The sequence below is a fragment of the Polyangiaceae bacterium genome (assembly GCA_015075635.1).
Taxonomy (GTDB): Bacteria; Myxococcota_A; Polyangia; order Polyangiales; family Polyangiaceae; genus JADJKB01.
The window spans coordinates 3,065,217-3,089,459 of sequence record JABTUA010000001.1 but is presented as its reverse complement, the minus strand read 5'-3'; the positions used below and the strand labels follow the sequence as shown (position 1 = coordinate 3,089,459).

The window sequence follows — 24,243 nt, the reverse complement described above, 5'->3', positions numbered from 1 at the left end:
GCCCGAACGAACGGGGCACTCGGGCCAGAGAGCGCGTTCTGGCGCCGGATGGCCTACGCCGGCGCGCGCCACGGCCCCGAGCTGTGGCTCAAGTGGAGCCCGCCGCTGTTCGGAGTGGCCTTCGCGCTCGCGCTCGGCTCGGCGCGCCGGCAGGTGCGCGACAACCTGCGTCGCGCGCTGGGCAAGCGCAGCCTGGTGGAGGAGCAGCTCGACGTCGCGCGCACCTTCGTCAGCTACGCGGGCTGTCTGGCGGAAGCGCTCGGCAGCGAGCGCCCCGAGGTACTGCGAGCGCGGCGCCGTATTCGTGACGGCCAGCTCCGCGCCCTGCTCGCGGCCGAGGGCGGGCTGATCATCGGCACGGCGCACTTCGGCGCGTGGGACGCGGCAGCGCCGCTCCTCGCGAAGGATTTCGGGCGCCCCGTGATCGTCGCGATGCAAGCCGAGGCGGACTCGGAGGCGCGCGCGCTGCACGACGCCGTGCGCGCGCGCGCCGGGGTGCGGGTGGTGCACGTCGGCGGGCACCCGCTCGACGCTCTGCCCCTCCTGCACCACTTGCAGGACGGCGGCATCGTAGCCGTGCAGCTGGATCGAGTGCCGCGCGGGGGCCGAGCCGTGAGCGTCCCGTTCCTGGGTCGCGAGCTCGCGATGCCCGAGGGTCCCTTCGCGCTCGCGGCCATCGCCCAGGTCCCGCTGGTCCCGCTCTTCGTCCGGCGCGCCGGCTACTTGGACTACGAGCTCGGCGCGGGTATGCCCATCCGGCTGCCCGAGCGCGCCACGCCGGCCGAGCTTCGGGAGGCGGCCGCACGCGCCGCCGGGGAGATGGAGCGCTCGGTTCGGGCCTGCCCCACCCAGTGGTTCGAGTTCGGATGAGGAAACCCATGGCGCTTCGCGCGCGGGTTTGGCAATAAGGGGCCCCATGCGGCTCCACGTCGGAACCGACTCGCTGCGCGGCGACATCGCGGCCTACGCCCGTCGCTTCGACATGCTCGAGCTCCTGGCCGAGAAGGGCCGGCTGCCACGCGTGCAGCGCCTCGCGGAGATGAAGCGCGCGGTGCACGAGCGCTTCGTCTTCAGCTTGCGCTTGCCCAGGGCGGTGGCGTCGCTCGAATGGAACGCGGAGGCGGAGGCGGCCGTCGGCTACGCCGTCGAGGTGGCGGACGTGCTCGGCGCGGAGTTCCTGGTCCTGCAAACGCTGCCGGCGGTGATGCCCAGCGCCCGCACGCGGCGCCGACTGATCGAGCTGGCGGCGCGCCTGCCGAGCAGCCGGAAGCTCTGCTGGGAGCCGCGGGGGCTCTGGCAGGAAGAGGAGTCCGAGGAAGTCGCTGCGGAGATGGGCGCGGTGCTGGTGCGCGACGTCAGCCGCGAGCCGGCCCCGGAGGGTCCCACGCTTTACACGCGCCTGCGCGCGCTCGGTCGCAGCGGCGTGTCCCTCGACGCCATCGCGCGGACCGCCGAGGCGGTGGTGAGCGCGTCGCTCGCCTGCGTGGTCATCGAGGGCGACGGCGCCGCACGCGCCGCCACCAGCCTGCGTCAGGTCGTCAGTGAAGCGCTCGAGGAGGCGGGGCTCGACGCCGGCGAAGGCGAGCTCGACGAAGACGAAGACGAGGACGAGGACGAGGTCGAGGACGAGGACGAAGACGAGGACGAGGTCGAGGACGGGGGCGAGGACGAAGACGAGCTCGACGAAGACGAGGACGAGGACGAGGACGAATGAAGCGCCGTGCCTTCGCCGTTTCCAACGATCCGGTCGCCGCGGAGGCCGCGCGCGAGCAGCTGGGTGCCGGCGGCTCGGCGGTCGGAGCGGTGCTCGCCGGGTTCTTCGCCGCGGCGGGCGCGCACGCCGGCGTCCTGCTCGGGCCGGTCACGCTGCTGGTCGGCGGCGTCGGGGTAGGAGCGCGGGCGTTCGACGGACGCCTGCGCCAGCCCGGGTTGGGCGTGAAGCGCCCGCGGGGTGTGGTCGCGCCGAACGCGGTCCCGGACGCTGCCCGGATCGCGGTCCCGACGGCGATCAGCGCGTTGGCGGTCGCGCTCGCCTACGACGGGGGCCGCAGCCTCGGGTCATTGGTCAAGCCCGGCATCTCCCGCGCCGAGCGCAGCGGTGCCGATGCGCGTGCTGGCGTCCTCAAGCTGGTGCGCAGCGCCGGCGCGGGCGCCTTCCACGACACGACCTTCGTCCGGGCCATGCTCCGCGTCGCTGGTCCCAGCCAGGGCGGTCTGCTCTCGCCCGCGGACTTCGCCGCGGTGCCCGACGTCGATGCGGACGCGCCGGCGCGCAGCGTGGGTGAGCGCCGCCTTTACGAAGCCCCCTGGGCCCGCGAGGCGGAGGGGATGGACGCCTCGGTGCTGGGATCTGGTTGCGCCGTGTGTGCGGTCGACGTGCGCCGGGTGTTCGCGGCGCTGTCGTACCGGCGGCTCGCCGCCGGGTTCACGGTCGAGGAGCTGGAGCTCGAGGCCCCGCTCGCCGCCGTGCCGGTGATGCGCGGCGTGACTCGCGTCGCCCCCGGCGCTCGCCTCCCTGCGCCAGCGCCGGTGGCCTTGGTGGCCGACGGGTCAGGGGCCTGCACGGAGGTCTTGGCGGCTCCGGCCGCGACCGTGGTCGGTCCGGGCGAGCTCGGTCAGCCGAGCCTGCACCTGCGCTGTCACCTCGCGACCGGCGAGGTGGACGTGCTCAGCGGCGGCTGACGAAGCTCAGCTCGCCTTGGCGTTGAGCTTCTTCGCGTAGGCCAAGAGGCCGATCTTGTCGATCGTCCTGAGGTCTTTCGTGGTGAGCTTGAGCGTCACGTAGCGGCCCAGCTCGGGCACGAAGATCCGGCGCTTCTGCACGTTCACCTGCTGCCAGCGCGGCGTCTTGATGTTCGAGTGAGACACGTTCCTGGCGCGCATGCGACGCTTGCCGGTGATTTCACTTCGGGCCATGGGGGGCGCGTATCTAGCCCAGCCTGCCCGGTCGTTCAAGCGCTTCCGTTGCTGGACAGCGGCGCCGGGGGTTCCGAGCTCAGTCGGGCGCCGACCAGAGAGAGCCGCCGCGCCTCCGGGGCCCAGAACGTTGCCAGGAGCTGAAATAGGCCCAGGCTGGCCGCGACGGCGGCGCACACCAGGCCCACGGCGGTCGCCGGGTAGGTCAGGTGGCCGGTCGCGGCATCCGCGAGGGTGAAGTGCCGGAGCGCCACCTCGAGCGGGATGCCGCCCAGCACCAGCGCCGCCCAGAGCGCGCCCCAGCCGGTCGTCCCCTGGCCCATGAACCCGAACAACGAGCAGGCCACGAACGCGATGCTCAGCGCGGCGCCGGCCCGGGCCACCAGCGGGGCCCCGCTGTCGGCGAGCAGCAAGGTCTCCAGCACCACGAAGGGCAGGGCCAGGCCGAGGGCGACCGCGAGCACCACGCGAGCCCGCTTGAAGGCCGTGTACCGAGCCCGGAACATCAGCGCCGCCGGCAGCGTGGTCAGCGTCACGAGCCGTGCGATCCCCCGGCTCAGGCTGCCGTCCACCGTCAGGCCGCCGAGGGGTCCACCGCTCTGTAGCCCGAGCACCATCAGCACCAGCCCGACCAGCACCGCTACCCCGGCCCGGAGCGCATAGGGGAAGGGGAGCGCTGCGACCGCCGCCAGCGCCCCCGCCGCCGAGAACGCGATGGTGGCGCCTTGCACGCGCTCGGCGGGGACGCCGACGCCAAAGCGCATTGCCAGGCCGAGAGCGGTCAACGCCAGCGCGATCAGCAGCAGCCAGAGCCGGCACGAGCCTCGCGCGGGCTGCAGCGGAGCGAGCTCCTCGCGCAGCACTTCGGAGGCCAACAGTGGGGGCTTTGGCTCGCTGACCGCGCGGTGAATACCCGACGTCGGTCCACGCTGCACCGGCGCGGTTGAGGGCTCTGGCATCGCGTCAGCCGAGCGTCATGCTAGCGCCACGCGCCCGAGGCGCGCCACCACGGCGCGGCAGTACTCTCGGGTGTGTTCGAAATCTTTGAGCTTTTTGCCTAGCGACCGCTCGTCCATGTAGAGCCGGCGGCTCAGCTCGACCTGCACGGCGTGGACGCCCGCGCTCGGGCGGCCGTAGTGGCCGGTGCTGAAGCCACCTCGGTACGGGTCGTCGTGGGCGACCGTCCAGCCGCGTTCCCTTGCCAGCTCGTCCGGCACTGCGATCACGGCGGGGGCGGCCGTGGTCTGGCCGCGGCTGCCCGGCACCACGTCCGCTCGAGCCCGGCCCGGATCGCTGTGCCCGGCGCGGCCCCGAGAGGGCATCGAGTGCCCGCACAAGAGCACCGCGTGGCCGAAGCGCTCGCGCTTCTGCTCCAGCAGCCGGCGGAGTGTCGCATGATACGGCAGGTAGATGTCGCGCAGGCGGCGCTCCAGCTCTCTGCGAGGGAGCGGGCCGCTGATCGCGGGCAGGTTTTCGGTGGTCGAGCGCCAGACTAGGCCGTGGGGCGAGGGGCGTCCGTTGCCTCCCTCGACCGTGAGCTGATCGACGTCGTCGGCCGCGCGATTCAGATCGCACACGTAGCGGCTCACGCGAGCCACCAGCAGGGTCGCCCCCTCGGCCGGGGCATCCGCGTACAGGTCGTCCACGTACAAGTCGGCGTCCTGCCCCACGGCGCGCGCCGGAGCGACCAGCGTCGCGAGCGAGGTGGGATCGACCTCCAGGCCCGCGTGAGGGACCTCGACCACGACCGGGGTCTCCCGGGCGGTGGGCTCTCGGACCGTGAAATACACCGGGGCGGGATCTAGCACGAGGTCTCAGCCCCGGGGATGGGCCTTCTGGTGAGCCCTCTTCACGTGGTCTCGGGTGACGTGCGTGTAGATCTCGGTGGTCGAGACGTCGCTATGGCCGAGCAGCGTCTGCACGCTCCTGAGATCCGCGCCCCCGGTCAAGAGGTGTGTCGCGAAAGAGTGCCTGAGCTGGTGCGGGTGGGCCTTGCCGGTGAGGCCCGCGACGCGCGCGTAGCGGCGCACGATCTTCCAGAACGCCTGACGGGACAGGGCTCGGCCGGCGGGGCCCGGGAAGAGCACGCGGCTGGTCTCGGCGCCCCCGGCCGTGCGCTGGCGTCGTACCTCCAGATACTCCGCCAGGTGGTCGAGCGCGACCTCACCCAGCGGGACCAGGCGGCGTTTGCCGCCCTTGCCGAAGGCGCCGACCACGCCCCGGGACAGATCCACGTCCCCGAACGTGAGGCTCACCAACTCGCTCACCCGGAGGCCCGCGGCGTAGCCGACGCTCAACATGGCGCGATCGCGCAGCCCGCGCTCGTTCCGGACGTCGGGGGCCTCGATCAGCCGCAGCATCTCCTGCTCGCCGAAGGTGTGGGGCAGCTTGCGGCCGAAGCGCGGGCGGGCGGCGAGGGAGGTGGGGTCGGCCTGGATCACCCCCTCGCGCACCAGGAAGCGCATCAGCCCCCGCGCCGAGGACAGGTGCCGCGCGGCGCTGCGCGGCCCGAGGCCGGCCTTCGCCAGCGACGATTGCCAGGCGCTCATCCTGCCGAGATCCAGGCCATCGGCCCGGGTGATGCCCTGGTCTTCGAGGAACGCGCAGAGCTTGGTGAGGTCCCGCGCGTAGCCGGCCAGCGTGTTCGGCGACAGCGCCCGCTCCACCCTGAGGTGCGACAGGTAGAGATCGATGGCGGCGTCGAAGCGCACGCGCCGAGCTTAGCGAAACCCGGGAATTTGTCGAAAAACGCGGGCCCCTAACCCGCCGCCGCGCGCATCCGCGCGAGCAGGGCCGAGGGGTCGTCGAGGCGCATCAACGCCTCGCCGATCAGGGTGGCGTCGAGCCGCTGCGACGCCAGCTGTCGCACCTCGTGCTCCGAGCGGACCCCGGACAGGAACACGCGGGTGACGCCGCTCGGCAGCCCGTCGAGCACCCGCTGGGCTCGCGCCGCGTCCATCTGCAGCGTGTCGAGGTCCCGCGCGTTCACCCCGATCAGATCCGCGCCGGCATCGAGCGCCACGCGCGCCTCCTCGGCGCTGGCCACCTCGACCAGCGGCGCGAGGCCGCGCTCGCGTGCCGCTGCCAGCAGGCCAGCGAGCGCAGCAGGGGTCAGACAGCGAACGACGAGCAGCACGGCGTCGGCGCCGGAGGCGCGGGCCCAGTCGAGCTGCCTCTCGTCCAGCACGAACTCCTTGCACAGGATCGGCAAGTGCGTCGCCTCGCGCGCCTGGCGCAGGTGTGCGAAGGCGCCGTCGAAGTACTTCGCGTCCGTCAGCACGCTGAGCATGCTGGCCCCCGCGCGTTCGTAGGCGCGCGCGCGCTCCCCGACGTCGAGCGCGGTGGAGAGCGCGCCCGCCGAGGGCGAGCGGCGCTTGATCTCGGCGATCAGCCGGAGCGGCTCCCCTTCGCCTCGCCCCAGGCCGTGCGGGCGCGGCGCGAGGTCGCTCGGCGGCGGGGCCCCGAGCTCGGCGAGCTCGCGGCGCTTGTTCGCCAGGATCTCAGCCAGCACGCCCATCGCGGAGCTCCCGGGTCTCTCGCCTCCAGCGCTCGAGCAGCTCTCGCGCGCGCCCGGTCGCGAGCGTCTCGCGGACGCGATCCGTCGCGGCCCGCGGCTCGAGCTCCAGAGCCACCACCAGCGCCGCAGCGGCGTTGAGCACGAAGGCGTCGAGCGCGGGGTGGGGCGCGTCCGAGAGCACTTGCTCGATGGCGCGGGCGTTGTCCGCTGCGTCACCTCCCGCGATGGCGCCCGCTGGGCTCTCCTCCAGGCCGAAGTCGCTCGGGTGGACGGTGAGCTCGGTGACCCGCCCGTGCTCCAAGACGCTGACCCGGGTCGGGGCGTGCGGGCTGAGCTCGTCGAGGCCGTCGTCGCCGCGCACGACCCAGGCGCGCTCGACCCCGAGCGTGCCCAGAGTCCGCGCCAGCACCGGCCGGAGAGCGTCGTCGTACGCACCCAGGAGCTGGTGCGTGGCTCGCGCCGGGTTCGCCAGCGGGCCCAGACAGTTGAAGATGGTGCGAATGCCGAGCTCGCGTCGCGCGACCCCGCCGTGGCGCATCGCGGGGTGATGGGTGGGCGCCATCAGGAACGCGATGCCGAGGCGCTGGAGCAAGTGCTGCCCGGCGCTCGCAGGGAGATCCGTCGGCACACCCAGGGCCTCCAGCACGTCGGCGCTGCCGGCCCGGCTCGAGACCGCGCGGTTGCCGTGCTTCGCCACCGGCACCCCGGAGGCCGCGGCGAGGATCGCCGCCCCGGTGGACAGGTTCAGCGTACCCGCCGAGTCGCCGCCGGTGCCGCAGGTGTCGAGCACCTTTTCGAGGCCGTGCTCCACCGGGACCATCGCGTCGCGCAGCGAGCCGGCGGCAGCCGCGATGATCTCGGCGCTCTCCCCGGTCAAGCGCAGGGCGACCGCGAAGCCCGCGACCTGCACCGGGGTCCAGTCTCCGCGCAGCACCGCGTCGAACACTCGGCGCACGCTCGCCGGTGAGATGCCTTCGGGGCGGGTCAGCTCCGCGAAGACCTCGGAGAAGCTCGGCGCGCTCACAGCGACCGGACCCAGTTCTCGAGCAGCCGGAGCCCGTGCTCGGTCAGGATGGACTCGGGGTGGAACTGCACCCCCTCGAGCGGCAGGTCGCGGTGGCGCAGCGCCATGATCTCGCCCTCGGCCGTCCGAGCGCTGACCTCCAGGCACGCCGGGAACGAGGCTTCCTCGGCGAGCAGCGAGTGGTAGCGGGTGGCGTCGAAGGGCGAGGGGAGGCCCTGGAACAGCGTGCGCCCATCGTGCTCGATGGGCGACGTCTTGCCGTGCATCAGCCGTGGCGCCCGCACGATCTTGCCGCCGTGGGCCTGGGTGATGCTCTGGTGGCCCAGGCACACGCCCAGGATGGGAAATCGCCCGGAGAGGGCCGTGATCAGCGCGAGCGTGATGCCGGCGTCGTCGGGCGTGCCCGGCCCGGGTGAGAGCAGCACACCGTCCGGGGTCGACTCTGCGACGGCCTCGACGCTGGTTCGGTCGTTCAGCCGCACGTCGCACTCGGCGCCGAGGGTCTCCAGATATTGAACCAGGTTGTAAGTGAACGAGTCGTAGTTGTCGATGACGATGACCCGCTTGGGCACGCCCGGAAGGTGTCACCGCTCCTGCCTCGGGTCAAACCCGAGCTCGCCGGGAAGTTCACCCGCGGCCGAGCAGCCCGGTACGATTTCGCCATGCACGAGCGACGCCGCTTTCCTCGCAAGGCCGTGGACGTGTTCCTCAACAAGTTCATCGGGGGCTACCCGCACCTGTGTCGCGCGGTCGACATCTCGGCGGGCGGCATCCAGATCGTCGGCTTCCGAGAGCCGGCGACCCACATGCAGTCGTTCCCGCTCGAGCTCCGGCTGCCGGGAGACTCGCAGACGTTCTGGCTCTGGGCGCGCCGCGTCTCGGCGCGCGGGCGGCGCCAGACGCTCGAGTTCGTGCAGCCGAACCCCGACGACGTGCACCGCCTCGAGCGCTTCGTCGAGTGCGGGTAGTATCACTGCACGATCGTACTCAGTACCCGTGCTCCCTGAGGAACTTCTCGATCCTCAGGTTCACTAGCTCCGGGTACTCCATCGCGGCGTAGTGGGTGGCGCCGCGCACCACCAGGATCTCTCCGCCGCGGATCCGCCGCGCCATCTGCTGCGCCAGCTGCCGCGGCGTGAACGCGTCGCGGTCTCCGCTGATTACCAGCGTCGGCACCGCGATCGAGTCGAGCACGTGGGCGGCGTCGTGGTTGCCGAGCTCGCGGAGGATTGCGAGGTAGGTGTCCAGGTTGACGCTGCCGAACTCGGCGGCGATCTCCCGGAACAGCTCCTCGTCCATGGTGTTGCCCACCACTCCCAGGCGCTTGAGCCACATCACGGTCTCGGGCCATTGCGTCGCGCGCCGGAGCAGGCCCGAGGCCATCTCGTGCACGCGGTGCACCTGATCCACCAGGCCCGGCACGATGCGCGACGACAGCGGCACGCCCGTCGAGTCGAGGGGGCGCCCGAAGGTGCCGTTCACCAGGATCAGGTGCGAGACAAGCTCGGGGCGGCGCTCGTACAGCTCCAGGATCACCTGGACGCCCATGCTCCAGCCCATGAAGGCGGCGCGGGACACTCCGACCGCCTCGAGCACTCGTTCCAGGTCCTCCACATGGGCGTCGACGCCGAGCCGGGGTGAGTCGCCGCCCGGGGTGCTCGAGCCGTAGAGCCCGCGGTAGTCCCAGCTCACCAGCCGGTAGCGGTCCGACAGGTAGTCGATCTGGTGGCGCCAGGACTTGAAGGGCCCGCCGAGGCCGTTGGCCAAGACCAGCGGTCGCCCCGCCCCGCCGCTGTCGTGGATGGCGATGGTCACACCGTCGCTCACGGTGATGGTGCGCTCGGCGACCTCGGGGCTCGGCATCCGGATTCGCCGCAGCCTGCCCCATCGAGGGCCGGCGCGGGGGCGCCTATTTCGCCCCGCGGTCGCCCGCCAGTAAACCCCAAAGCATCCGGCGGCGTACGGTTTCCAAGTTCAATCTTGCCGGCGACAAACGAGCCGGATAGTGTGCCGGCGACCTTCCGCGCGGGCGATTCGTACGATCCGGAGGGCCCCAGAGCACGTTCAATGGCCGAAGAAAAGAAGCCCAAGATCGACCTCAAGTCCCGCCTCGGGAAGAAGACCGTCAGCGCACCGAGCGGCCCGACCATTCCGCCGCCGGTCGGGCTGCCCAAGCCAGCCGTTCCGGCGCCGCCCTTCGGCTCGTCGCCGTCGCAGCCGGCGCGCCCGCAGATCGACGCCTCCAACCCCTACTCCGCGATCCACGCGGACCAGGCTCCGGCGCGCGCCGAGCCGCAGGCGATCAAGATCGAGATGACCGAAGAGGTCGTCGCGGCTCAGAAGAAGGGGCGCGCGAAGATCGCGGTGCTCGCGGCGGTCACCGCCATGGTCGGCGGCCTGCTCGGCTACGCTCTCGGTGGTGGTGTCGAGCGCGGCAAGGCCGCCGAGGCCGCGGTCACCGGCGCCGAGGAGCTGGCCAAAGAAGTAGAGGACGCGTCCAGCAAGATCGACGAGCTCGCGGAGGTGCTGAAGAGCGCACAAGCCAAGCTGAAAGACAGCAAGTACCCCGACGAAGAGGTGCAGAAGCTCGGCGCCATCGACATTCCGTTCAAGGGCGCGAACCTCACCGGCAAGGGCATCGGCCGCTTCAAGGCCGAGATCGTGACGATGCTGATCAGCTTCGCCAGCGGCGCGCACGAGGCCAACGAGGGCAAGGACAAGATCCGCAGCCTGCTCACCAGCGCCAAGCCCGCCATCGAAGACCTGCTCGCGCAGCAGACCACGCCGAAGGTGCGCTGGGGGACCTACATCGAGAACGGCCCCGGCGGTCCCTGGATGAGCATGCAGCCTCTGCCGGAGCCCTTCCTGGTCGCGAAGAAGGACGACAAGAACTTCAAGTGGCCGGAAGACTTCAAGCTCGCTCAGGGCGGCAAGACCTTCACGCTCAAGCGCTACTCCAGCGGCGATCCGACCAAGGCCAAGCAGGGCGAGCCGTACATCATCCCGGTGAACCCGCAGACGCAGAACGCGGTGTGCCCTTCGGACATCCAGATCCGGCTGGTGCGCGAGCTGCGCGGCCTCGAAGACGTGCTGCGCGGCGACAAGACACCCGGCCAGGAGAAGGACGGCCTGATCGACATGGGCACCGTCCTCGCCGACAAGCTCAAGGGCGTCGGCCGGCCCTAGCCTCGACGCGGACGACTCTCGGCTCGCGTCAGGCCGCCGACACGCGGGTGGTCTTCGGCGTCTCGGCCGCCTGCTCCGCTGCCAGCTTCTCGACCTCGACCTTGATCACGCGGCGGTCGTCCGCCTCGCGCACCAGGAAGGCGAAGCCGCTCTCGGCGATGCGCTCGCCCACCTCCGGCACGCGGCCCAGCCGTTCGAGCACCAGTCCGCCGACGGTGTTGTAGTCACCGTCCTCGGGGAAGCCGGCGTCGAGCAAGCGGTTCAGCTCCGCGATCGACACGCTCGCGTCCACCAGCAGCCGCCCTTCGCCGAGCTCCACGATGCTCTGCTCGTCCATGTCGTGCTCGTCCTGGATGTCACCGACGATCTCCTCGATCAGGTCCTCGAGCGTGACGATGCCGCTCATGCCCCCGAACTCGTCGATCACGATGGCCAGGTGGTGGCGTCCGGCGCGCATGTCCTTCAGGACCTTGCTCGCCTCCTGGGTCTCCGGCACGAACGCGACGGGCCGGCGCAGGATGGTCTGCACGTCGAGCGCGCTGAGCTGTTCGTTGTGCGCCGCGTGGCTGAGCAGATCCTTGGCGTGCAGGATGCCCACCACGTTGTCGATGCGCTCGCGGTACACCGGGAAGCGGGAGTGCCCGCTCTCGCCGACGCGCTTCAGCAGCTCTTCCGGCGCGGTCTCGATGTCGAAGGCCGACACGCGCGTCCGGGGGATCATGGCCTGCCCGGCGGTCAGCTCGCCGAACTCGAGCACGTTGCGCACCATCTCCGCCTGGTCGTGGTCCAACGAGCCGGCGCGCTCGCCTTCGTCCACCAGCATCTCCATCTCGGTCTCGGTCACCCGGGGCGGAGGGATGGTGTGAGCGGCCGTGACCACCTTGCGGCCGATCAGCCGCCCCAAGAGCCACATCGGCGCCGCCAGCGGCGCCGCCATCAGCTCGAAGGGGCGGAGCAGCCGCAGCATCAGCACGCAGGCCCGCTCGGGGGCCCGGAGCGCGACGCCCTTCAGCACCTCGGCGGGCAGCCCGTAGGCCAGCACCGCCGCGAAGGCGGCCACCAGCGGCGACCAGGCGCCGAAGAGGTAACCGGCCTGCTGGATGAGCAGGGCGGCGCTGGTCGCGATGCCCACCACGCGCAAGACCAGCCAGCGCGACTCGACCTGTTGGCCCTGGTCGATGTAGCGCTCCACCGCCGCGCGGCTCGCCCCCTCGAGCGTATCCCGCAAGGCCGCCTTGCGGGGGCCCGACAGCATGCCCAGTGCGGCGCTCGCCGCGCCGAACACCGAGACGAGAGCCGCTGGAACAGCGGCCAGGAGCAGGCCGAAGACGGAAGGTGGGGTGCTCAATGCCGGGGACGCCTGGGGTACCTGGCCGGCACCCCTCCAGGGCCAACCTTAGCGTCGGGCCCGGGAAGCGCGCAACCCGGGCCGACTCCCCGCCGATAGGGGCCCGTGACCCGACCTGGACCTCCCGCCCCGCGCCGCCCTCCGGTCCCACCCAAGCCGCTCCCCACGCCGCCTCGAGCCAAGAGAATTGCACAGGAGTTCCGGACGCTCTTGGCCCCCGGCCTGGGCCGGGCGGGGGCTTCGTCGCCGGCCCTCCCTCCGCTGACGCCCCCGTCGCCGGCCCTCCCTCCGCCGGCGCACCCCGAGCCGCCGCGCGAGCGGGGCGCCCGCGCGGCCGGGGAGCCCGACCCCCCGCTGGACGTCCCCCAACCGCGCTCCGCCCCCATCGACGTGCTCGACCCCATGGCCCGCACCCTCGCCCAACCGCTGGTGCGCGGCGCCGAGCCCGCGCCAGCCGCGGCGCCGCCGAGCCCCCTCAGCCCTCCCGACGAGCTCCTGCTCGACCGCCTGGTCAAGCGCCTGTCCTGGGGGGGCAACGGCCGGCGCGGGAGCGCGCGCATCGAGCTCGGGGCAGGCTCGTTGGCCGGCGCGACGCTGCTCGTTCACGCCGACGGAAGCGAGCTGACGCTGGAGATCGAAGGCGCCGACCCTCGTGCCGCAGAGGAGTTCACCGCGCGCATCAGCCAGCGCCTGGGTGACAAGGGCTTCTCGCTCCGTCAAGCCTGAAACCCGCGCAACACGCGGTACTCGCCGGGCGCGGTCTCGGAGCCGAGCGCCACCAGCTCACCGGCTTCGCTCATCCAAGCCGTCACCGCCTCGCCGGCAGGGACTTCGGTGAAGTGGCTCGCGTCGAGCGCGCGCCCGGTCCGCGCACGCGCGACGCCTTCGCCGGTCAGAGTGGCGCAGGGCAGGGCGCGGCGCGCAGCCGTCGCGGTCGGCATCAGCGGGGCCACCGTGTCCCGCGGCCAGGCCACCGCGTCGGCCAGCGTGAACGCGCCGCTCGCGAGCCGCCGGAGCGCCGAGAGGTGCGCCGGCACCCCCAGCGCGTCGCCCAGATCTCGCGCCAGCGCGCGGACGTAGTAGCCCTTCGACACCTCGAGCTCGAGGCTCAGGCGCTCGTCGCTCGCGCCGTGCAGCGTGAGCTCCGCGACGCGCACCGGGCGGGCGGGCAAGCTCAGGCTCTGCCCGCGGCGCGCGGCGCGGTACGCGCGCTCGCCGCCGACTTGAACGGCGCTGACCGCGGGCGGCACTTGCAGCTCGCGCGCGCGCTCCGCCGAGAGCGCGCCCTCGAGGGCGTCCGGGTCGAGCCACCCGGGGCCCAGCTCGCGCCGCTCGGTGACCTGGCCCGTCGCGTCGAGGCTGTCCGTGCTCGAGCCGAAGCTCACCTCGGCGCGGTAGCGCTTCGCGAGCGCCGTCAGGTACGCGCTCAGCTTGCAGGCCTGCCCGAACATCAACACCAAGACGCCGCTCGCCATCGGGTCGAGCGTTCCGGCGTGACCGACCTCACGGGTGCCGTAGAGCCGGCGCGCGCGCGCGACCACGTCGTGGCTGGTGGGCCCGCTCGGTTTGTCGACGACCAGCACGCCGTGCACGGCGACTCAACCGAGCCAAACGCTCTGACGTCGCGCGACTCCCGCGTCGACCAGGCGCTGAATCGTGGCGCGCACGCGCTCCGAGAGCCGCCCGACCAGCACGTGATCGTCGGCGGCCTCCGGGCCGTAGCCTTCGAAGAACATCGGCTCTCCGAAGCTGATGTGCCACTTGGTCGGCGCCGGCAGGAGACCCAGCGGTCCGAGGGCGGGGAAGGTCGGCGTCACCGGCAGGTAGGGCACGCCGAACAGCTTGGACAAGCCCTCCACCCGGTACAGCAAGGGGCTCGCCTCCTCGGCGCCGACGATGGCGCAAGGCACGACCGGCGTCTGCGTGCGCAGCGCCAAGCGGATGAAACCGCCGCGCCCGAAGCGCTGGAGCTTGTAGCGCTCGCGGTAGAGCTTGCCGATGCCCTTCACACCCTCGGGGAACACCGCGACCAAGCTGCCCTTGCCGAGCAGCCTCTCGGCGTTCTCCTGGCAGGCGCGCACTGCGCCGATGCGGTTCATGAAGGCGCCCAGGAAAGGCAGGTAGTAGATGAAGTCTTCCGCGAGCCAGCGCAGCTCGCGGCCCGAAGCGTGCTCCAGCCGCACCGCCGCGCGCAGCATCATGCCGTCGAGCGGCAAGGTGCCGGAGTGGTTGGCGACGACCAGGCAGCGGCCCTCCGCGGGGATCTGCGCGACGCCCTCGGTCTCCACGCGGAAATAGCGCTGGTAGAGGAAATCGAGCAGCGGCGTCAGGCGCGCCTCGTACTTCGGATCGAGCCCGAAGTCGTCGACGTCCTCGGCGCGGTGGCGCAGGCCGAGGCGGCCCCATTGCCTGAGGTAGTAGTCGCTCGACATCAGCTCGCGCACGGCCTCGCCCACGCCTTCGCCGCTCCCCGGCGGCTCCACCGGGACGCTCAGCCGTGACGCCATCTCGTGCGCCACGCTCTCGACCTGCTCGCGCAACGTCGGCGCCGGGGGCTCCTCGCTCGCCCCGCGGATCAGACCGTCGAGGCGCGCCTCGAGCGCGCGGATCTGCTCCTCCACGTCGCCGTCCGCCGCGGGCGTGCGCGAGCGCGCGGCGCGACCCCCGCTCGGCTCTTCCCAGTCGGTGTTCGGCGGGACCATACGCGAGCCGATGCCGAGCTCGCTCTCGTCGACGGACTCGGGGCTCTGCGCGCCGCGCGTGCGCCCGCGCGCCGCCGTCTTCTTGGTCCGGGGCTTCGCGCTCGGGCGCTTGCGAGTGGCCGTCTTGGGCTTGGGCGTCTTGCCTCGGATGCTCACGCGGGGGTCTCCGACAAGAGTCTCACGTCGCGCAGGTGCTGTGCGCTCGCGTAGTCGATCACGGCCTCACGTGTGGTGTAGACCGGTGAAAAACCCATCGCACGCTCGGCTTGGGCGCCGTCGGCCACGCACAGGTACTGCAGGTAGTCCAAGAGCGCCGGCGGCGCTTCCGACAGGTGCGCCAGCCAGAGCGCGTTGACCAGCGGGGTGGCGAGCGGACGCGGCAGCGGCAGCGCCATGCGACCCGCCAACTTCACCACCGTGGACAGCGGCAGCACGCCGTCGGCCACGATGTTGAACACGCCGGGAACGTCGTGGTCCACGGCCAGCTTGAACGCGGCGACGGCGTCGGCTTCGTGCACGAACTGCATCAGCGGGTCGAAGCCCAGCACCGTGGGGACCAAGCGCCGGCTCAGGTACTGCGTGACGTAGTTCTTGACCGTGGGGCCGAGGATGGGCGCGGTGCGGAGCACGGTGACCACGCGGCCTTTCCCCGGCTTGCCGAAGCGCAGCGCCTCGTTCTCCGCTTCGATCTTGTCGGCGAAGAACGGGTCCTCGCGCCGCGCCCTGAGCGGGTGGCGCTCGGAGAGGAAATTCGGGTTGGTGGGGTGTGCGCCGTAGAGCACGGTCTGGCTCCACATCACCAGCTTCTGCACCTCACTGCGACGACAAGCGTTGAGCACGTGCATGGTGCCGACGCTCTCGAGCTCGTGGGCCCAAGCCGTGGCGTGGGTCGGCGAGGCCAGGAAGGCGAGGTGAACGACGACGTCCACGCGCTCGGCGGCGAGGATCTCGGCGGTCCGCTCCTCGGCGGTGGGTTGGGTCAGATCCACGTCATAGACCCGGGTCTTCTGCCCGGCGGTCGTGGGGCGCTCGATGTCGAGGCTGACGATGCGACCGACTCGCTCGTCCTCTTCCAGCAGGCCGATCAGGTTCTTGCCCAAGAACGAGCAGGCGCCCGTGACTGCGACGGAGTGCGTCGCCGGGCTGGGCCGGGTCACGGCGCGGCTCTGGGCGACAGCCGGAGCGGGAGCGCTCGTGTCGGTGCGAGCCGGTTTGCTCGCGTTCTTGCGGCGGCCTCGGGCCATCGGACCGACACGGTAATCGAACCTGCGCGAAAGTGGGACCTCCCGTCTCGCCTCGGCTGCGCGGCCGGGAAAACCACGGACGAACAATCCGAGGGGCGCCAGGAACGCGCGTCTGGTAGGTTTTCGATCATGGCAGAGCTGCCCGCCGCCAGAGGCCAGCGCCTCGGCCCGTACGAGCTCGGGGAGCGCCTCGGCTCGGGCGGCATGGCGGAGGTCTACATCGCGCGCCGGGCCGGGCCGCGGGGTTTCAGTAAGCGCTTCGCCATCAAGCGCATCCTGCCGCAGCTCGCCCGCGATCCGCACTTCGTCTCGATGTTCTGCGACGAGGCTCGGATCTGCGCTGCGCTCGCGCACCCGAACATCGTGCAGGTCGTGGACTTCGGCGAGGAAGACGGCGAGCTGTTCATGGCCATGGAGTACGTCGAGGGCGTCTCCTGCGCGAAGCTGTTGCGCGCCGTGGCGGCTCGCGGCGAACGGGTGCCCCTCGGCGCTGCGCTGTTCATCACTCACGAGGTGCTCCGGGCGCTGTCGTTCGCGCACGCCGCCCGAGACGACCGCGGGCGACCTTTGGGCATCGTGCACCGGGACGTGTCCCCCGGGAACGTGCTGCTCGGTCGCGCCGGGGAGGTCAAGCTGACCGACTTCGGCATCGTGCGCAGCGACTTCATCGACCGGCGCACGAACCCCGGCGAGCTCAAGGGCAAGATCGGCTACATGTCGCCGGAGCAGGCCCTGGGCAGCGAGATCGACGCGCGCAGCGACCTGTTCACCGTCGCCATCATCCTGGCGGAGATGCTCATGGCTCGCCCGCTCTTCCCGGGGCGCAGCGAGATCGAGATCTTGTCGCGCATCCACGACGCGGATCTCGGCGTGCTCGAGCGCCACGCTCAGGGCATGCGGCCCGATCTGCTCGGGATGCTCCGGCGGGCGCTGGCGAAGCACCCCCGAGATCGCTTCGCGTCCGCGGACGAGTTCGCCGACAGCCTGCGGGCCGTCGCCCGCGCCGCCGGCGTGAGCCTGTCCGACAGCGAGCTCTCGGGTTGGCTGTCCGAGCTCGGCATCATGCCGGGCAGCGGGGTCAGGCCGGCAGTCCAGGCGCGTGACACCATCCCGATGCCGCCGCGCCTGCGCGCGGTGCCGAGCGATCGCCCCACCGAGCCCGGGCGCGTCCCGGACATGGACGCGCGCTTCCGCCTCGAGGCGGCCGTCGGGCGCGAGGTCGGGCTGCTCGGCCCCGCGGATCTCGTCGAGCTCGTCGTGACCGGCCGTGTGCCGGGCAGCGCGCGCGTCATCGAGCCCGGGCGCGCCGCGCGGCCCATCTCCGAGATCGCCGCGCTCGGCCGCATCGTGGGCCAACCCGCCTACGCCTTCGGCACGCTGCCGGAGCGCTCGGAGCCGGCGCCGCTCGTGCCGAGCGGCTTGCCGTCGCTGCTGTACGCGCTGGCGGCGAAGCGCGCGACGGGCCTCCTGGTCGCGCGGGACCGGCGGCGCGAGAAGCGCATCTACCTGCGCGGCGGCGCGCCGGTGACGGTGGCGAGCACGCAGCGCGAGGAGCTGCTCGGGCGCCGCCTGGTCGCTCAGGGTCTGGTGCGCACCGAGGAGCTCGGCGTGGCGCTCTGCGACTCCGCTGCGAGCGGCGAGCACCTCGGGGTCACGCTGGTCGATCGGGGCTACCTGCGCCCGGCCGCGCTGGTGCGCGCGCTGCACGCGCAGATCGAAGCGCGCGCCATCGATCTCGGGAGCTGGTCGGGTGGCGACGTGAGCTTCGGCAGAGGCGAGCGCCCGGGTCACGAGGTCGTCCCGCCCGCGCGCTCACCGGCGGTGTGGGTGACGCGCCTGGTGCGCGAGCGTCTCGCCCCGCGTCACGTGGAAGACGCGCTCGCGGCCATCGGCCTGGCGCCGCTGGCGCTCCACCCTGCTCCGCCCATCGAGCTCGACGCGCTCGGTCTCGACGCGGAGGAGTCGCTGGTGCTCGCCGCCGCGCCGGGCACGCGCTCGATCGGAGAGCTGACCGAGCGCCTCGCGCTGACCGGCGTTTCGCCGGCGGTGACCGCGCGCGCGCTGTTCATCGGCCTGTCCGCGGGGCTGCTGGTCGCGCCGGGCTGGACGAGAGGCTAGCCCTTCGGGCAGCGCGCCCGCACCCAGGACAGCTCCTGGCCCGAGATCAGCCAGAGCGAGAGCTGGTCCCCGCGCGTGGCGAGGGCGAAGCCGGTGGCGTCCGCGACGGCCATCGGGCTCGACGCCGGGGCACCGCTCGGGTCGAGACGAGTGAGGTAGACCACGCGTCGCTCCTGGAGCTGGCAGCTCACCGGCGCGACCCAGGCCACCAGCGCGCCGTGGGCGAGCGGGCGCGCGATCACGCTCTCCGGCGGCGCCGGCGTGCGCAGCTCGTGACGCTGCCCGCCCGAGCCGAGCACGACGACGGGGAACTCCTCGGCGCCGCACGGGCGGTCGATGCGATCGCCGGGGACGATCACCAGCGGCTCCGGGCCGAGCGTGGCGTCGTAGGCGCCGTGGGGCGCGTCGAGCACCTGCTTCTTTTCGGCGCGCTCGGCGTTCACCGAGAAGAGCGCCACGTGCTTGCCGCTCGACAGCGCCGCCCAACCGGCGCCGCCTTCCGCGAGCCCGGCGATGGCCAAAGGCAGCCAGGGCTCGTCTCCGCCGAGGTCCAGGTCGGTGCGCCGCCAGCTGCTCGCCGGCGCGCCCGCCTTGCCCGCGAGCCAGCTCGCGCCGGGAGCCGCGGCGCTCCGCACCAGGCTCGCGAGGATCGCGCAGTCGTCGCCCGCACAGGCGACGTCGGAGAGCTCGAGCTGGTCGCCCTCGGCGAGCACCTCGGCGCTGGCTCCGCCGCGCCAAAGGAGCGCGCGCCGCGTGCCGAGCGCCGTCGAGTCGAGCCAGGCGGCGAGCCAGCCCGCGCGCCCGCGCTCCATCAGCGGCGGCGCCTCGAGCTCGGCCCAGGGTGCGTCGCTCACGGCGCGGGTCGCGAGGTCGACGAAGCCCGCCGACGTCACCGCGGTCTGGCCATGGGCCAGCGCGAGCGCGTCGAGCGTCGCGCGCGCGGCGACGAAGCGCGTGCGACCCTCCGGCAGCTGGGCTCTCTCCACCTTGCCGTCAAATCGGCAGCCGCTCGGTAGGCCGTAGCCCTGCGGCGTGTCCAGCGGTCGCATCGCGGGAGCCGCGGCCCGCGCCGGCGTGCCGACGGCCAGCGGCGCCTCGCCGGCGTCGCGCGCCGCGGTCTTGGAGGAGCAGCGCTGACAGCCGGGGAGCACGAGCGAGGCGAGCGCCCAGAGCCAGAGCCGCCTCACGCGCCGGACCCCGCCGGGAAGTCGAAGCGCAGCACCGGATACGGCGCGAAGTCGTTCACGACGCGAAAGCCCCGGGCGACGTAGAGCTCGAAGGGTCCGGTCCAGAGCTGCTCCGGCGGCACGCCCTCGGCGCGTCGCGGGAAGGCCGTGAGGCTCCGGGCGCCCGCGCTCTTGGCCAGCTCGAGCCCAGCATCGAGCAGCGCACCCGCCACTTTGCGGCGCCGCCAGGCCTCGTCGATCAAGAAGCAGCCCACCACCCAGACCCGACTGCGATCTTCGCTCAGGCAGGGCAGCCCCTTGTACAAGCGCTGCTCGAAGAGCTTCGACACGGCGCTGGCCGGTGAGCATTTCATCCAGCCCACGACCTGACCGTCCGCGTCCACCGCGACCACGCCGCGCGCTTCGTCGCTGCCGCTCGCGAGCGCTCGGGCGAGCTCGTCGCGGCTCTCGTTTGGACGATTCGCGCAGCGATCGAGCCAGGCGTTCTTGTCGCCGTCGAAGTGCCACCAGCGGCAGAAGCAGGGCGAGCCCGTGCGCTCGAACAGCGCGGCGAGGCCCGCGCCGTGGGCGGCCGAGACCGGGAGCGCGCGGACGTCGCTCACGACGGCGGCCTCGCACCCTGGAACGGGCTCGTCAGCTCCGCCGCCCGCGCGACCGAGAGCAGGCGCTCCTCGGCGAACGCCGGCGCGATCAGCTGCATGCCGATGGGCAGTCCCGCGCCGGTGAGTCCCACCGGCAGCGAGAGCGCTGCGACGCCCGCCAAGCTGGCCGGGAGCGTGTAGACGTCGGCGAGGTACATGGCGAGCGGATCCTCGATCCGCGCGCCCAGCTCGAAGGCGGCGGTCGGGCTGGTCGGCGTGGCGATCACGTCCACCTCTCTGAAGGCGCGCTCGAAGTCCTTGCAGATCAGCGCGCGCACGCGCTGAGCCTGGGCGTAGTAGGCGTCGTAATAGCCGGCGGACAGCACGTAGGTGCCGAGCAGGATGCGGCGCTTCACCTCGCGACCGAAGCCGGCGGAGCGCGTGGCCTCGTACAACCCGCCGAGGTCCGAGCCGGGCGCCTCCTCGCGCAGGCCGAAGCGCACGCCGTCGAAACGCGCGAGGTTGCTCGAGGCCTCCGCGGTGGCGAGCACGTAATACGTGGCCACGCCGTGACGGGTGTGGGGCATCGCGATCGGCACCACGCTCAGGCCGTCGGACTCGAGGCGAGCGATCGCCGCGCGCACCGCGGCCTGCACCTCCGGGTCGAGGCCCTCGCCGAAGTAGTCCTCGGGCACGCCGACCCGCAGCCCCTTCGGATCGCGCTCGCAGGCGGCCTCGAAGTCGGGCACCGGCGCGGCGGACGAGGTGGAGTCGGCCGGATCGTGGCCGGCGATGACCGACAGGAGGCGCGCTGCGCCGCGCACGTCGCGGGCGAAGGGGCCGATCTGATCCAGGCTCGACGCGAAGGCGATCAGACCGAAGCGCGACACGCGCCCGTAGCTCGGCTTGAGCCCGACGCTGCCGGTGAGCGCCGCCGGCTGGCGAATCGAGCCCCCGGTGTCGCTGCCGAGCGCGCCGCTGACCAGGCCAGCGGCCACCGCCACTGCGCTGCCGCCGCTCGAGCCGCCGGGGATGCGCGACTCGTCCCAAGGGTTCTTCACCGGACCGAAGGCGCTGTTCTCGTTGGACGAGCCCATCGCGAATTCGTCCATGTTGGTCTTGCCCACGAGCAGCGCGTCGGCGGCTCGAAGCCGCGCCACCACCGTGGCGTCGTAGGGCGGGCGCCAGCCCTTGCCGGCGCGGGTCAGGATCTTCGAGGCGCAGGTGGTCGGCGCATCGAGCGTGCAGAGCGCGTCCTTGAGCGCGACGGGGACTCCCGCCAAGGGGCCCAGCGCCTCGCCGCGGCGGCGGCGCTCGTCGAGCTCTCGGGCGCGCTCGAGGGTCGCGTCCTCGGCGACGTGCAGGAAGGCGTTGAGGCTCGCTCGCCGAGCGATCGCCGCGAGGCTCTGCCGCGCGACCTCCTCGGCCGCGACGCTGCCGCTCTGCACGCTCGCGGCGAGCTCGGCGATCGACAGGCCGAGCGCGCTCATGACTCGTCCACGAACTCCGGCACGGCGAACGCCCCGTCGCTCGTGCGCGGGGCCTCGGCGAGGGCGGCTTCGCGAGACAGGCCCGGGCGCGGCTCGTCGTCGCGCAAGGGCGCGACGCTGGGGCCGACGCCTGTAGCTTCGCTCACGCCGCCAACGTCCACGCCGCCGAGCTCGTCCACGTAGGCCACGATGCGGCTGAGCTCGGCCTCGAGCCGAGGCAGCTCTTCCTCGGCGAGGTGGAGGCGGGCCAGCCGGGCCATACGGCGCACTTCGTCTCGGGTCACGGCCATCGGCCGCGGACCGTAAAACAAGGCCTCGCGACAGGCCAGTCGCGCTCCACCCTCGCCAGCGCTCGGGCGGGTGAGGTAGAAAGACCCATGAGCTTCGAGCCCGGGTCCGAGACGCGTCGGGCGCAAGGTGGGGGTTGGGGTCCGCCTGGAGGCTACGGACCGCCTGGAGGCTACGGACCGCCTGGAGGCTACGGACCGCCGGGTGCGCCGCCTGGGCCGGGTGGCTTCCAGCCGGCGCCGCCGGGTGGCTTCGCGCCTCCGCCGGGTGGAGGCGGCAAGCCCATCACCGGCGGCAAGCAGACGATGGCGTTGCACGCCATGACCATCGACCCGACCACGGGCATGCCGAAAGGCGAGAAGCCTCCGGCGAGCACCGCCGCCGTGCTCGCGCTCGTGTGCGGCATCTTGATGTGCCTGGGCCCGCTCACGGGCATCCCCGCGATCATCGCCGGCATCATCGCGCGGGGCGCCGTCAAGAAGGATCCGGCCAACGTGGGCGGCGGCGGCCTGGCCATCGCCGGCATCATCCTGGGCGTGCTGAACCTCCTCGGCTGGGCGGTGTACTTCGTGATCTTCGTGCTGGCCGCGCTCCTGGGCTGACAAAGCGCGCAACTCTGCGCCGGCTGTGCCCGATGGGCCGCGCGTGCTCGGGAAGAAGCCTTGGCCTCGACGCCCCTCCCGCGCGGGCGTACCCTCGACGCTGGTCTCCGGCCACCCCGCACGGCCGGCGCCGCCCCGCCGCATGAGCCGAGAGTTCGCCGATGGACAGATCGTGCCCGGAACGCGCTACCGGGTGCTGGGCCACCTGGGCTCCGGGGGCATGGGCTCGGTGTACCTGGTGGAGCACACCGAGCTCGGCAAGCCGTTCGTGCTCAAGGCCTTGTTCCGCGAGCTGGCGAGCCGCAAGGACCTGGTCGCGCGGCTGCGCCAGGAGTGGCGCGCGCTGGCCCGCTTGAACCACGCGAACATCGTCAACGTCACGGACGCCGGAACCAGCGACAACGGGGTGCCGTTCTACGTGATGGAGCGCGTGGAGGGCGAGACCCTGGCCGATCTGCTCAAGCGCGAGCACGCGCTCGGCATCCCCCGGGCTCTCGGCCTCGCCGCCGCGGTGCTCGACGGGCTCTCCGCCGCCCACCAGATCAGCATCGTTCACCGCGACGTGAAGCCTCCGAACATCTTCGTGGTGACCGGCGGGGGCGTGAAGATCCTCGACTTCGGCATCGCCAAGCTCGCCGACCAGAGCGCCGAGGTGATCACGGCGCGCGGCGTGGCCATCGGCACGCCTCGCTACATGTCACCGGAGCAGGCCAAGGGTCAGGCGGTGGACGCCCGGGCTGACCTCTACGCAGTCGGCCTGGTGCTCTTCGAGGCCATCGCCGGCGAGGGCCCCTTCGACGACGCCCGTGACGCGAACGAGCTGTTGCTCGCGCACCTGTCCAAGCCGGTGCCCAAGCTGTCCAGCTTCCACCGGGGCGTCACAGCGGAGCTCGACGAGATCGTGAGCGGGCTGCTCGCGAAGGATCCGGCGGCGCGGCCCTCGAGCGCCAAGCAAGTGGCGGCGTCGCTGCGCGCGCTCTTGAAGCGCGCGGCGCGCGTGCCTTCCACCAGCTCGGTGACCCCCGAGGCCGGCTATCAGGATCCGACCCAAGGTGAGGTCACCGCGCTGCCGTCCACCCGTCCGGACGGCGTCGCCGGCCGCGTCTCGGAGCTGCCCACGGTGGAGGCGCCGCTGGTGGCGAGGCGCTCGAATCCGCCGCCCTCCGTCAACACCACGCTGATCGGCGGCACGCCGGTCGACGGCACCACCACGCTCTCGGCGACCGCGGACACCAAGACCGGCATGGAGTGGGCGAAGGATGGCTTCCAGACCGTGGCCGGCGCGAGCAGCGTCGCGCTCGGGGTCGAGGACACGCTGGTCGCCTCGGCGCCACCGTCGGCAGCGCAATCCGGTCCGGTGCGCGACGACTACACGCTGCCCATCGACGGCCCGGTCACTCCGCCGCCCAACGAAGCGCCGACTCGCACCTCCGTGCCCGCCGCGGAGCTGTCGCCCCCGATGCCGGGCACGCGGTCCATGCCCCAGGTCTCGCCGCTGCCAGCCTTCGGCCTCGCGGAGACGCCGCCGCCGTTCATGTCCGCGACCCCTGCGCCGTCGAGCCGCACCCCGGCGCCGAGCCGCACGCCGCTCTACCTGGGCGTTCTGGCGCTCGTCATCTTGGTGGGTGGCGTCGGGTCGTTTGCGGCGCTTCGGGGGAGGGCCAGCGCGCCGAAGCAGGAGCCCGCCGCGCTGGTCGAAGCCCTGCCGAACCCACCCGAGCCGGAGCCGACGCTGAGCGCCGAGCCCGCCCCGAGCCCCGAGCCCGCCCCGCTGCCGAGCGCCGAGGCGCCTGCTGCGGCCCCCGCGCTGGCGCAGACGGCTCGGACCGCGGTCGTGAGGCCCGCCCCCAAACCCGAGCGCGCCCCGGAAAAACCCAGGGACAAGCGCGCCGAGCCCAAGCCCGCGGCCACCAAGCTGCCGGCCTCGGGCCTGTGAGCCTGGACTAGCCCCGCGGCTTGCCGTAAGTTCCGCGCCCCTTCGCCGGGACCCCTCGGCGAGGAGACCCCACGTCCCGAAGCGCGAACGACCGGGAACGGTGT

General features: G+C 72.6%; 25 protein-coding genes. 9 read left to right on the top strand and 16 right to left on the bottom strand.

Annotated features, from left to right (window positions below; all coding sequences use genetic code 11):
- Positions 1–48: 48 nt before the first annotated feature.
- Genes HS104_13975 through HS104_13965 form a run of 3 tightly spaced genes read left to right on the top strand, consistent with a single transcriptional unit; the run spans position 49 to position 2,682 of the window.
- Positions 49–870 (top strand): lysophospholipid acyltransferase family protein, encoded by an 822-nt coding sequence (locus tag HS104_13975; protein ID MBE7481078.1) that lies wholly within the window; start codon positions 49–51, stop codon positions 868–870.
- 46 nt (positions 871–916) lie between these two features.
- Complete coding sequence (locus HS104_13970; GenBank protein MBE7481077.1) at positions 917–1,714, top strand: DUF72 domain-containing protein; 798 nt, start codon at positions 917–919, stop codon at positions 1,712–1,714.
- Positions 1,711–2,682 carry a hypothetical protein gene (locus HS104_13965; GenBank protein ID MBE7481076.1) on the top strand — a complete coding sequence of 324 codons (972 nt, stop codon included), beginning with the start codon at positions 1,711–1,713 and terminating at the stop codon, positions 2,680–2,682. Before HS104_13970 ends, HS104_13965 begins: the two co-directional genes overlap by 4 nt.
- Before the next feature lie 6 nt (positions 2,683–2,688).
- Here HS104_13965 and rpmB read toward each other — a convergent pair whose 3' ends face one another.
- The 7 genes from rpmB to HS104_13930 all read right to left on the bottom strand — a co-directional run bounded on the left by rpmB (position 2,689) and on the right by HS104_13930 (position 8,029).
- Entirely contained in the window at positions 2,689–2,916 is a 228-nt protein-coding gene (gene rpmB / locus HS104_13960) for a 50S ribosomal protein L28 (protein ID MBE7481075.1), read from the bottom strand.
- A 35-nt stretch (positions 2,917–2,951) separates the two neighbouring features.
- Positions 2,952–3,791, bottom strand: a complete 840-nt coding sequence (locus HS104_13955) for a hypothetical protein (GenBank protein MBE7481074.1) — start codon at positions 3,789–3,791, stop codon at positions 2,952–2,954.
- Between the two features lie 99 nt (positions 3,792–3,890).
- Positions 3,891–4,661, bottom strand: a complete 771-nt coding sequence (locus HS104_13950) for an N-formylglutamate amidohydrolase (GenBank protein MBE7481073.1) — start codon at positions 4,659–4,661, stop codon at positions 3,891–3,893.
- Between the two features lie 69 nt (positions 4,662–4,730).
- On the bottom strand, positions 4,731–5,627 hold the full coding sequence (locus HS104_13945; protein MBE7481072.1) for a tyrosine recombinase XerD: 897 nt from the start codon (positions 5,625–5,627) through the stop codon (positions 4,731–4,733).
- A gap of 47 nt (positions 5,628–5,674) precedes the next feature.
- Complete coding sequence (locus HS104_13940; protein ID MBE7481071.1) at positions 5,675–6,433, bottom strand: indole-3-glycerol-phosphate synthase; 759 nt, start codon at positions 6,431–6,433, stop codon at positions 5,675–5,677.
- The gene (gene trpD / locus HS104_13935) at positions 6,417–7,457 is read right to left on the bottom strand and encodes an anthranilate phosphoribosyltransferase (protein MBE7481070.1); all 1,041 of its coding nucleotides are present in this window, start codon (positions 7,455–7,457) and stop codon (positions 6,417–6,419) included. Before trpD ends, HS104_13940 begins: the two co-directional genes overlap by 17 nt.
- Positions 7,454–8,029, bottom strand: a complete 576-nt coding sequence (locus HS104_13930; protein MBE7481069.1) for an aminodeoxychorismate/anthranilate synthase component II — start codon at positions 8,027–8,029, stop codon at positions 7,454–7,456. Before HS104_13930 ends, trpD begins: the two co-directional genes overlap by 4 nt.
- Before the next feature lie 90 nt (positions 8,030–8,119).
- On the opposite strand from HS104_13930, the gene HS104_13925 reads away from it, so the two are divergent.
- Positions 8,120–8,425 carry a PilZ domain-containing protein gene (locus tag HS104_13925; GenBank protein MBE7481068.1) on the top strand — a complete coding sequence of 102 codons (306 nt, stop codon included), beginning with the start codon at positions 8,120–8,122 and terminating at the stop codon, positions 8,423–8,425.
- 19 nt (positions 8,426–8,444) lie between these two features.
- Here the strand turns inward: HS104_13925 and HS104_13920 are convergent, their stop codons facing one another.
- Positions 8,445–9,320 carry an alpha/beta hydrolase gene (locus HS104_13920; protein ID MBE7481067.1) on the bottom strand — a complete coding sequence of 292 codons (876 nt, stop codon included), beginning with the start codon at positions 9,318–9,320 and terminating at the stop codon, positions 8,445–8,447.
- A gap of 204 nt (positions 9,321–9,524) precedes the next feature.
- Between HS104_13920 and HS104_13915 the strand changes: the two genes are divergently transcribed.
- Positions 9,525–10,643 carry a hypothetical protein gene (locus HS104_13915; GenBank protein MBE7481066.1) on the top strand — a complete coding sequence of 373 codons (1,119 nt, stop codon included), beginning with the start codon at positions 9,525–9,527 and terminating at the stop codon, positions 10,641–10,643.
- 28 nt (positions 10,644–10,671) lie between these two features.
- Here the strand turns inward: HS104_13915 and HS104_13910 are convergent, their stop codons facing one another.
- A complete protein-coding gene (locus HS104_13910; protein MBE7481065.1) occupies positions 10,672–11,991 on the bottom strand; it encodes an HlyC/CorC family transporter in 1,320 nt (439 codons plus the stop codon).
- A gap of 402 nt (positions 11,992–12,393) precedes the next feature.
- On the opposite strand from HS104_13910, the gene HS104_13905 reads away from it, so the two are divergent.
- On the top strand, positions 12,394–12,717 hold the full coding sequence (locus tag HS104_13905; protein ID MBE7481064.1) for a hypothetical protein: 324 nt from the start codon (positions 12,394–12,396) through the stop codon (positions 12,715–12,717).
- Here HS104_13905 and truB read toward each other — a convergent pair.
- From truB to HS104_13890, 3 genes are all read right to left on the bottom strand, one after another.
- Positions 12,708–13,583, bottom strand: coding sequence for a tRNA pseudouridine(55) synthase TruB (gene truB / locus HS104_13900; protein MBE7481063.1), 876 nt, complete (start codon positions 13,581–13,583; stop codon positions 12,708–12,710). The two genes, HS104_13905 and truB, sit on opposite strands and share 10 nt — an antisense overlap.
- Positions 13,584–13,589: 6 nt before the next feature.
- Complete coding sequence (locus HS104_13895) at positions 13,590–14,693, bottom strand: acyltransferase family protein (protein ID MBE7481062.1); 1,104 nt, start codon at positions 14,691–14,693, stop codon at positions 13,590–13,592.
- 152 nt (positions 14,694–14,845) lie between these two features.
- Positions 14,846–15,937: an NAD-dependent epimerase/dehydratase family protein gene (locus HS104_13890; protein MBE7481061.1), complete on the bottom strand. Its 1,092-nt coding sequence runs from the start codon at positions 15,935–15,937 to the stop codon at positions 14,846–14,848.
- Positions 15,938–16,066: 129 nt separating this feature from the next.
- On the opposite strand from HS104_13890, the gene HS104_13885 reads away from it, so the two are divergent.
- A complete protein-coding gene (locus HS104_13885; GenBank protein ID MBE7481060.1) occupies positions 16,067–18,055 on the top strand; it encodes a protein kinase in 1,989 nt (662 codons plus the stop codon).
- Here HS104_13885 and HS104_13880 read toward each other — a convergent pair.
- From HS104_13880 to gatC, 4 genes are read right to left on the bottom strand one after another with little or no spacing between them, the layout of a single operon-like run.
- On the bottom strand, positions 18,052–19,242 hold the full coding sequence (locus HS104_13880; GenBank protein ID MBE7481059.1) for a hypothetical protein: 1,191 nt from the start codon (positions 19,240–19,242) through the stop codon (positions 18,052–18,054). The genes HS104_13885 and HS104_13880 overlap by 4 nt on opposite strands.
- Complete coding sequence (locus HS104_13875; protein ID MBE7481058.1) at positions 19,239–19,844, bottom strand: GNAT family N-acetyltransferase; 606 nt, start codon at positions 19,842–19,844, stop codon at positions 19,239–19,241. Before HS104_13875 ends, HS104_13880 begins: the two co-directional genes overlap by 4 nt.
- Complete coding sequence (gene gatA / locus HS104_13870) at positions 19,841–21,313, bottom strand: Asp-tRNA(Asn)/Glu-tRNA(Gln) amidotransferase subunit GatA (protein MBE7481057.1); 1,473 nt, start codon at positions 21,311–21,313, stop codon at positions 19,841–19,843. The genes HS104_13875 and gatA overlap by 4 nt, the downstream gene beginning before the upstream one ends.
- The gene (gene gatC / locus HS104_13865) at positions 21,310–21,603 is read right to left on the bottom strand and encodes an Asp-tRNA(Asn)/Glu-tRNA(Gln) amidotransferase subunit GatC (protein MBE7481056.1); all 294 of its coding nucleotides are present in this window, start codon (positions 21,601–21,603) and stop codon (positions 21,310–21,312) included. The genes gatA and gatC overlap by 4 nt, the downstream gene beginning before the upstream one ends.
- Positions 21,604–21,690: 87 nt before the next feature.
- Between gatC and HS104_13860 the strand changes: the two genes are divergently transcribed.
- A complete protein-coding gene (locus HS104_13860) occupies positions 21,691–22,203 on the top strand; it encodes a DUF4190 domain-containing protein (protein ID MBE7481055.1) in 513 nt (170 codons plus the stop codon).
- A 142-nt stretch (positions 22,204–22,345) separates the two neighbouring features.
- Entirely contained in the window at positions 22,346–24,139 is a 1,794-nt protein-coding gene (locus HS104_13855; protein MBE7481054.1) for a protein kinase, read from the top strand.
- Positions 24,140–24,243 lie beyond the last annotated feature (104 nt).

Coding starts and splice junctions, on each gene's coding strand:
- HS104_13890 (MBE7481061.1), bottom strand. CDS start 15,937: ATGGCCCGAGGCCGCCGCAAGAACGCGAGCAAACCGGCTCGCACCGAC.
- HS104_13885 (MBE7481060.1), top strand. CDS start 16,067: ATGGCAGAGCTGCCCGCCGCCAGAGGCCAGCGCCTCGGCCCGTACGAG.
- HS104_13970 (MBE7481077.1), top strand. CDS start 917: ATGCGGCTCCACGTCGGAACCGACTCGCTGCGCGGCGACATCGCGGCC.
- gatA (MBE7481057.1), bottom strand. CDS start 21,313: ATGAGCGCGCTCGGCCTGTCGATCGCCGAGCTCGCCGCGAGCGTGCAG.
- HS104_13925 (MBE7481068.1), top strand. CDS start 8,120: ATGCACGAGCGACGCCGCTTTCCTCGCAAGGCCGTGGACGTGTTCCTC.
- HS104_13860 (MBE7481055.1), top strand. CDS start 21,691: ATGAGCTTCGAGCCCGGGTCCGAGACGCGTCGGGCGCAAGGTGGGGGT.
- HS104_13855 (MBE7481054.1), top strand. CDS start 22,346: ATGAGCCGAGAGTTCGCCGATGGACAGATCGTGCCCGGAACGCGCTAC.
- HS104_13915 (MBE7481066.1), top strand. CDS start 9,525: ATGGCCGAAGAAAAGAAGCCCAAGATCGACCTCAAGTCCCGCCTCGGG.
- rpmB (MBE7481075.1), bottom strand. CDS start 2,916: ATGGCCCGAAGTGAAATCACCGGCAAGCGTCGCATGCGCGCCAGGAAC.
- HS104_13975 (MBE7481078.1), top strand. CDS start 49: ATGGCCTACGCCGGCGCGCGCCACGGCCCCGAGCTGTGGCTCAAGTGG.
- gatC (MBE7481056.1), bottom strand. CDS start 21,603: ATGGCCGTGACCCGAGACGAAGTGCGCCGTATGGCCCGGCTGGCCCGC.
- HS104_13895 (MBE7481062.1), bottom strand. CDS start 14,693: ATGGTCCCGCCGAACACCGACTGGGAAGAGCCGAGCGGGGGTCGCGCC.
- HS104_13965 (MBE7481076.1), top strand. CDS start 1,711: ATGAAGCGCCGTGCCTTCGCCGTTTCCAACGATCCGGTCGCCGCGGAG.
- HS104_13920 (MBE7481067.1), bottom strand. CDS start 9,320: ATGCCGAGCCCCGAGGTCGCCGAGCGCACCATCACCGTGAGCGACGGT.
- HS104_13905 (MBE7481064.1), top strand. CDS start 12,394: ATGGCCCGCACCCTCGCCCAACCGCTGGTGCGCGGCGCCGAGCCCGCG.
- HS104_13940 (MBE7481071.1), bottom strand. CDS start 6,433: ATGGGCGTGCTGGCTGAGATCCTGGCGAACAAGCGCCGCGAGCTCGCC.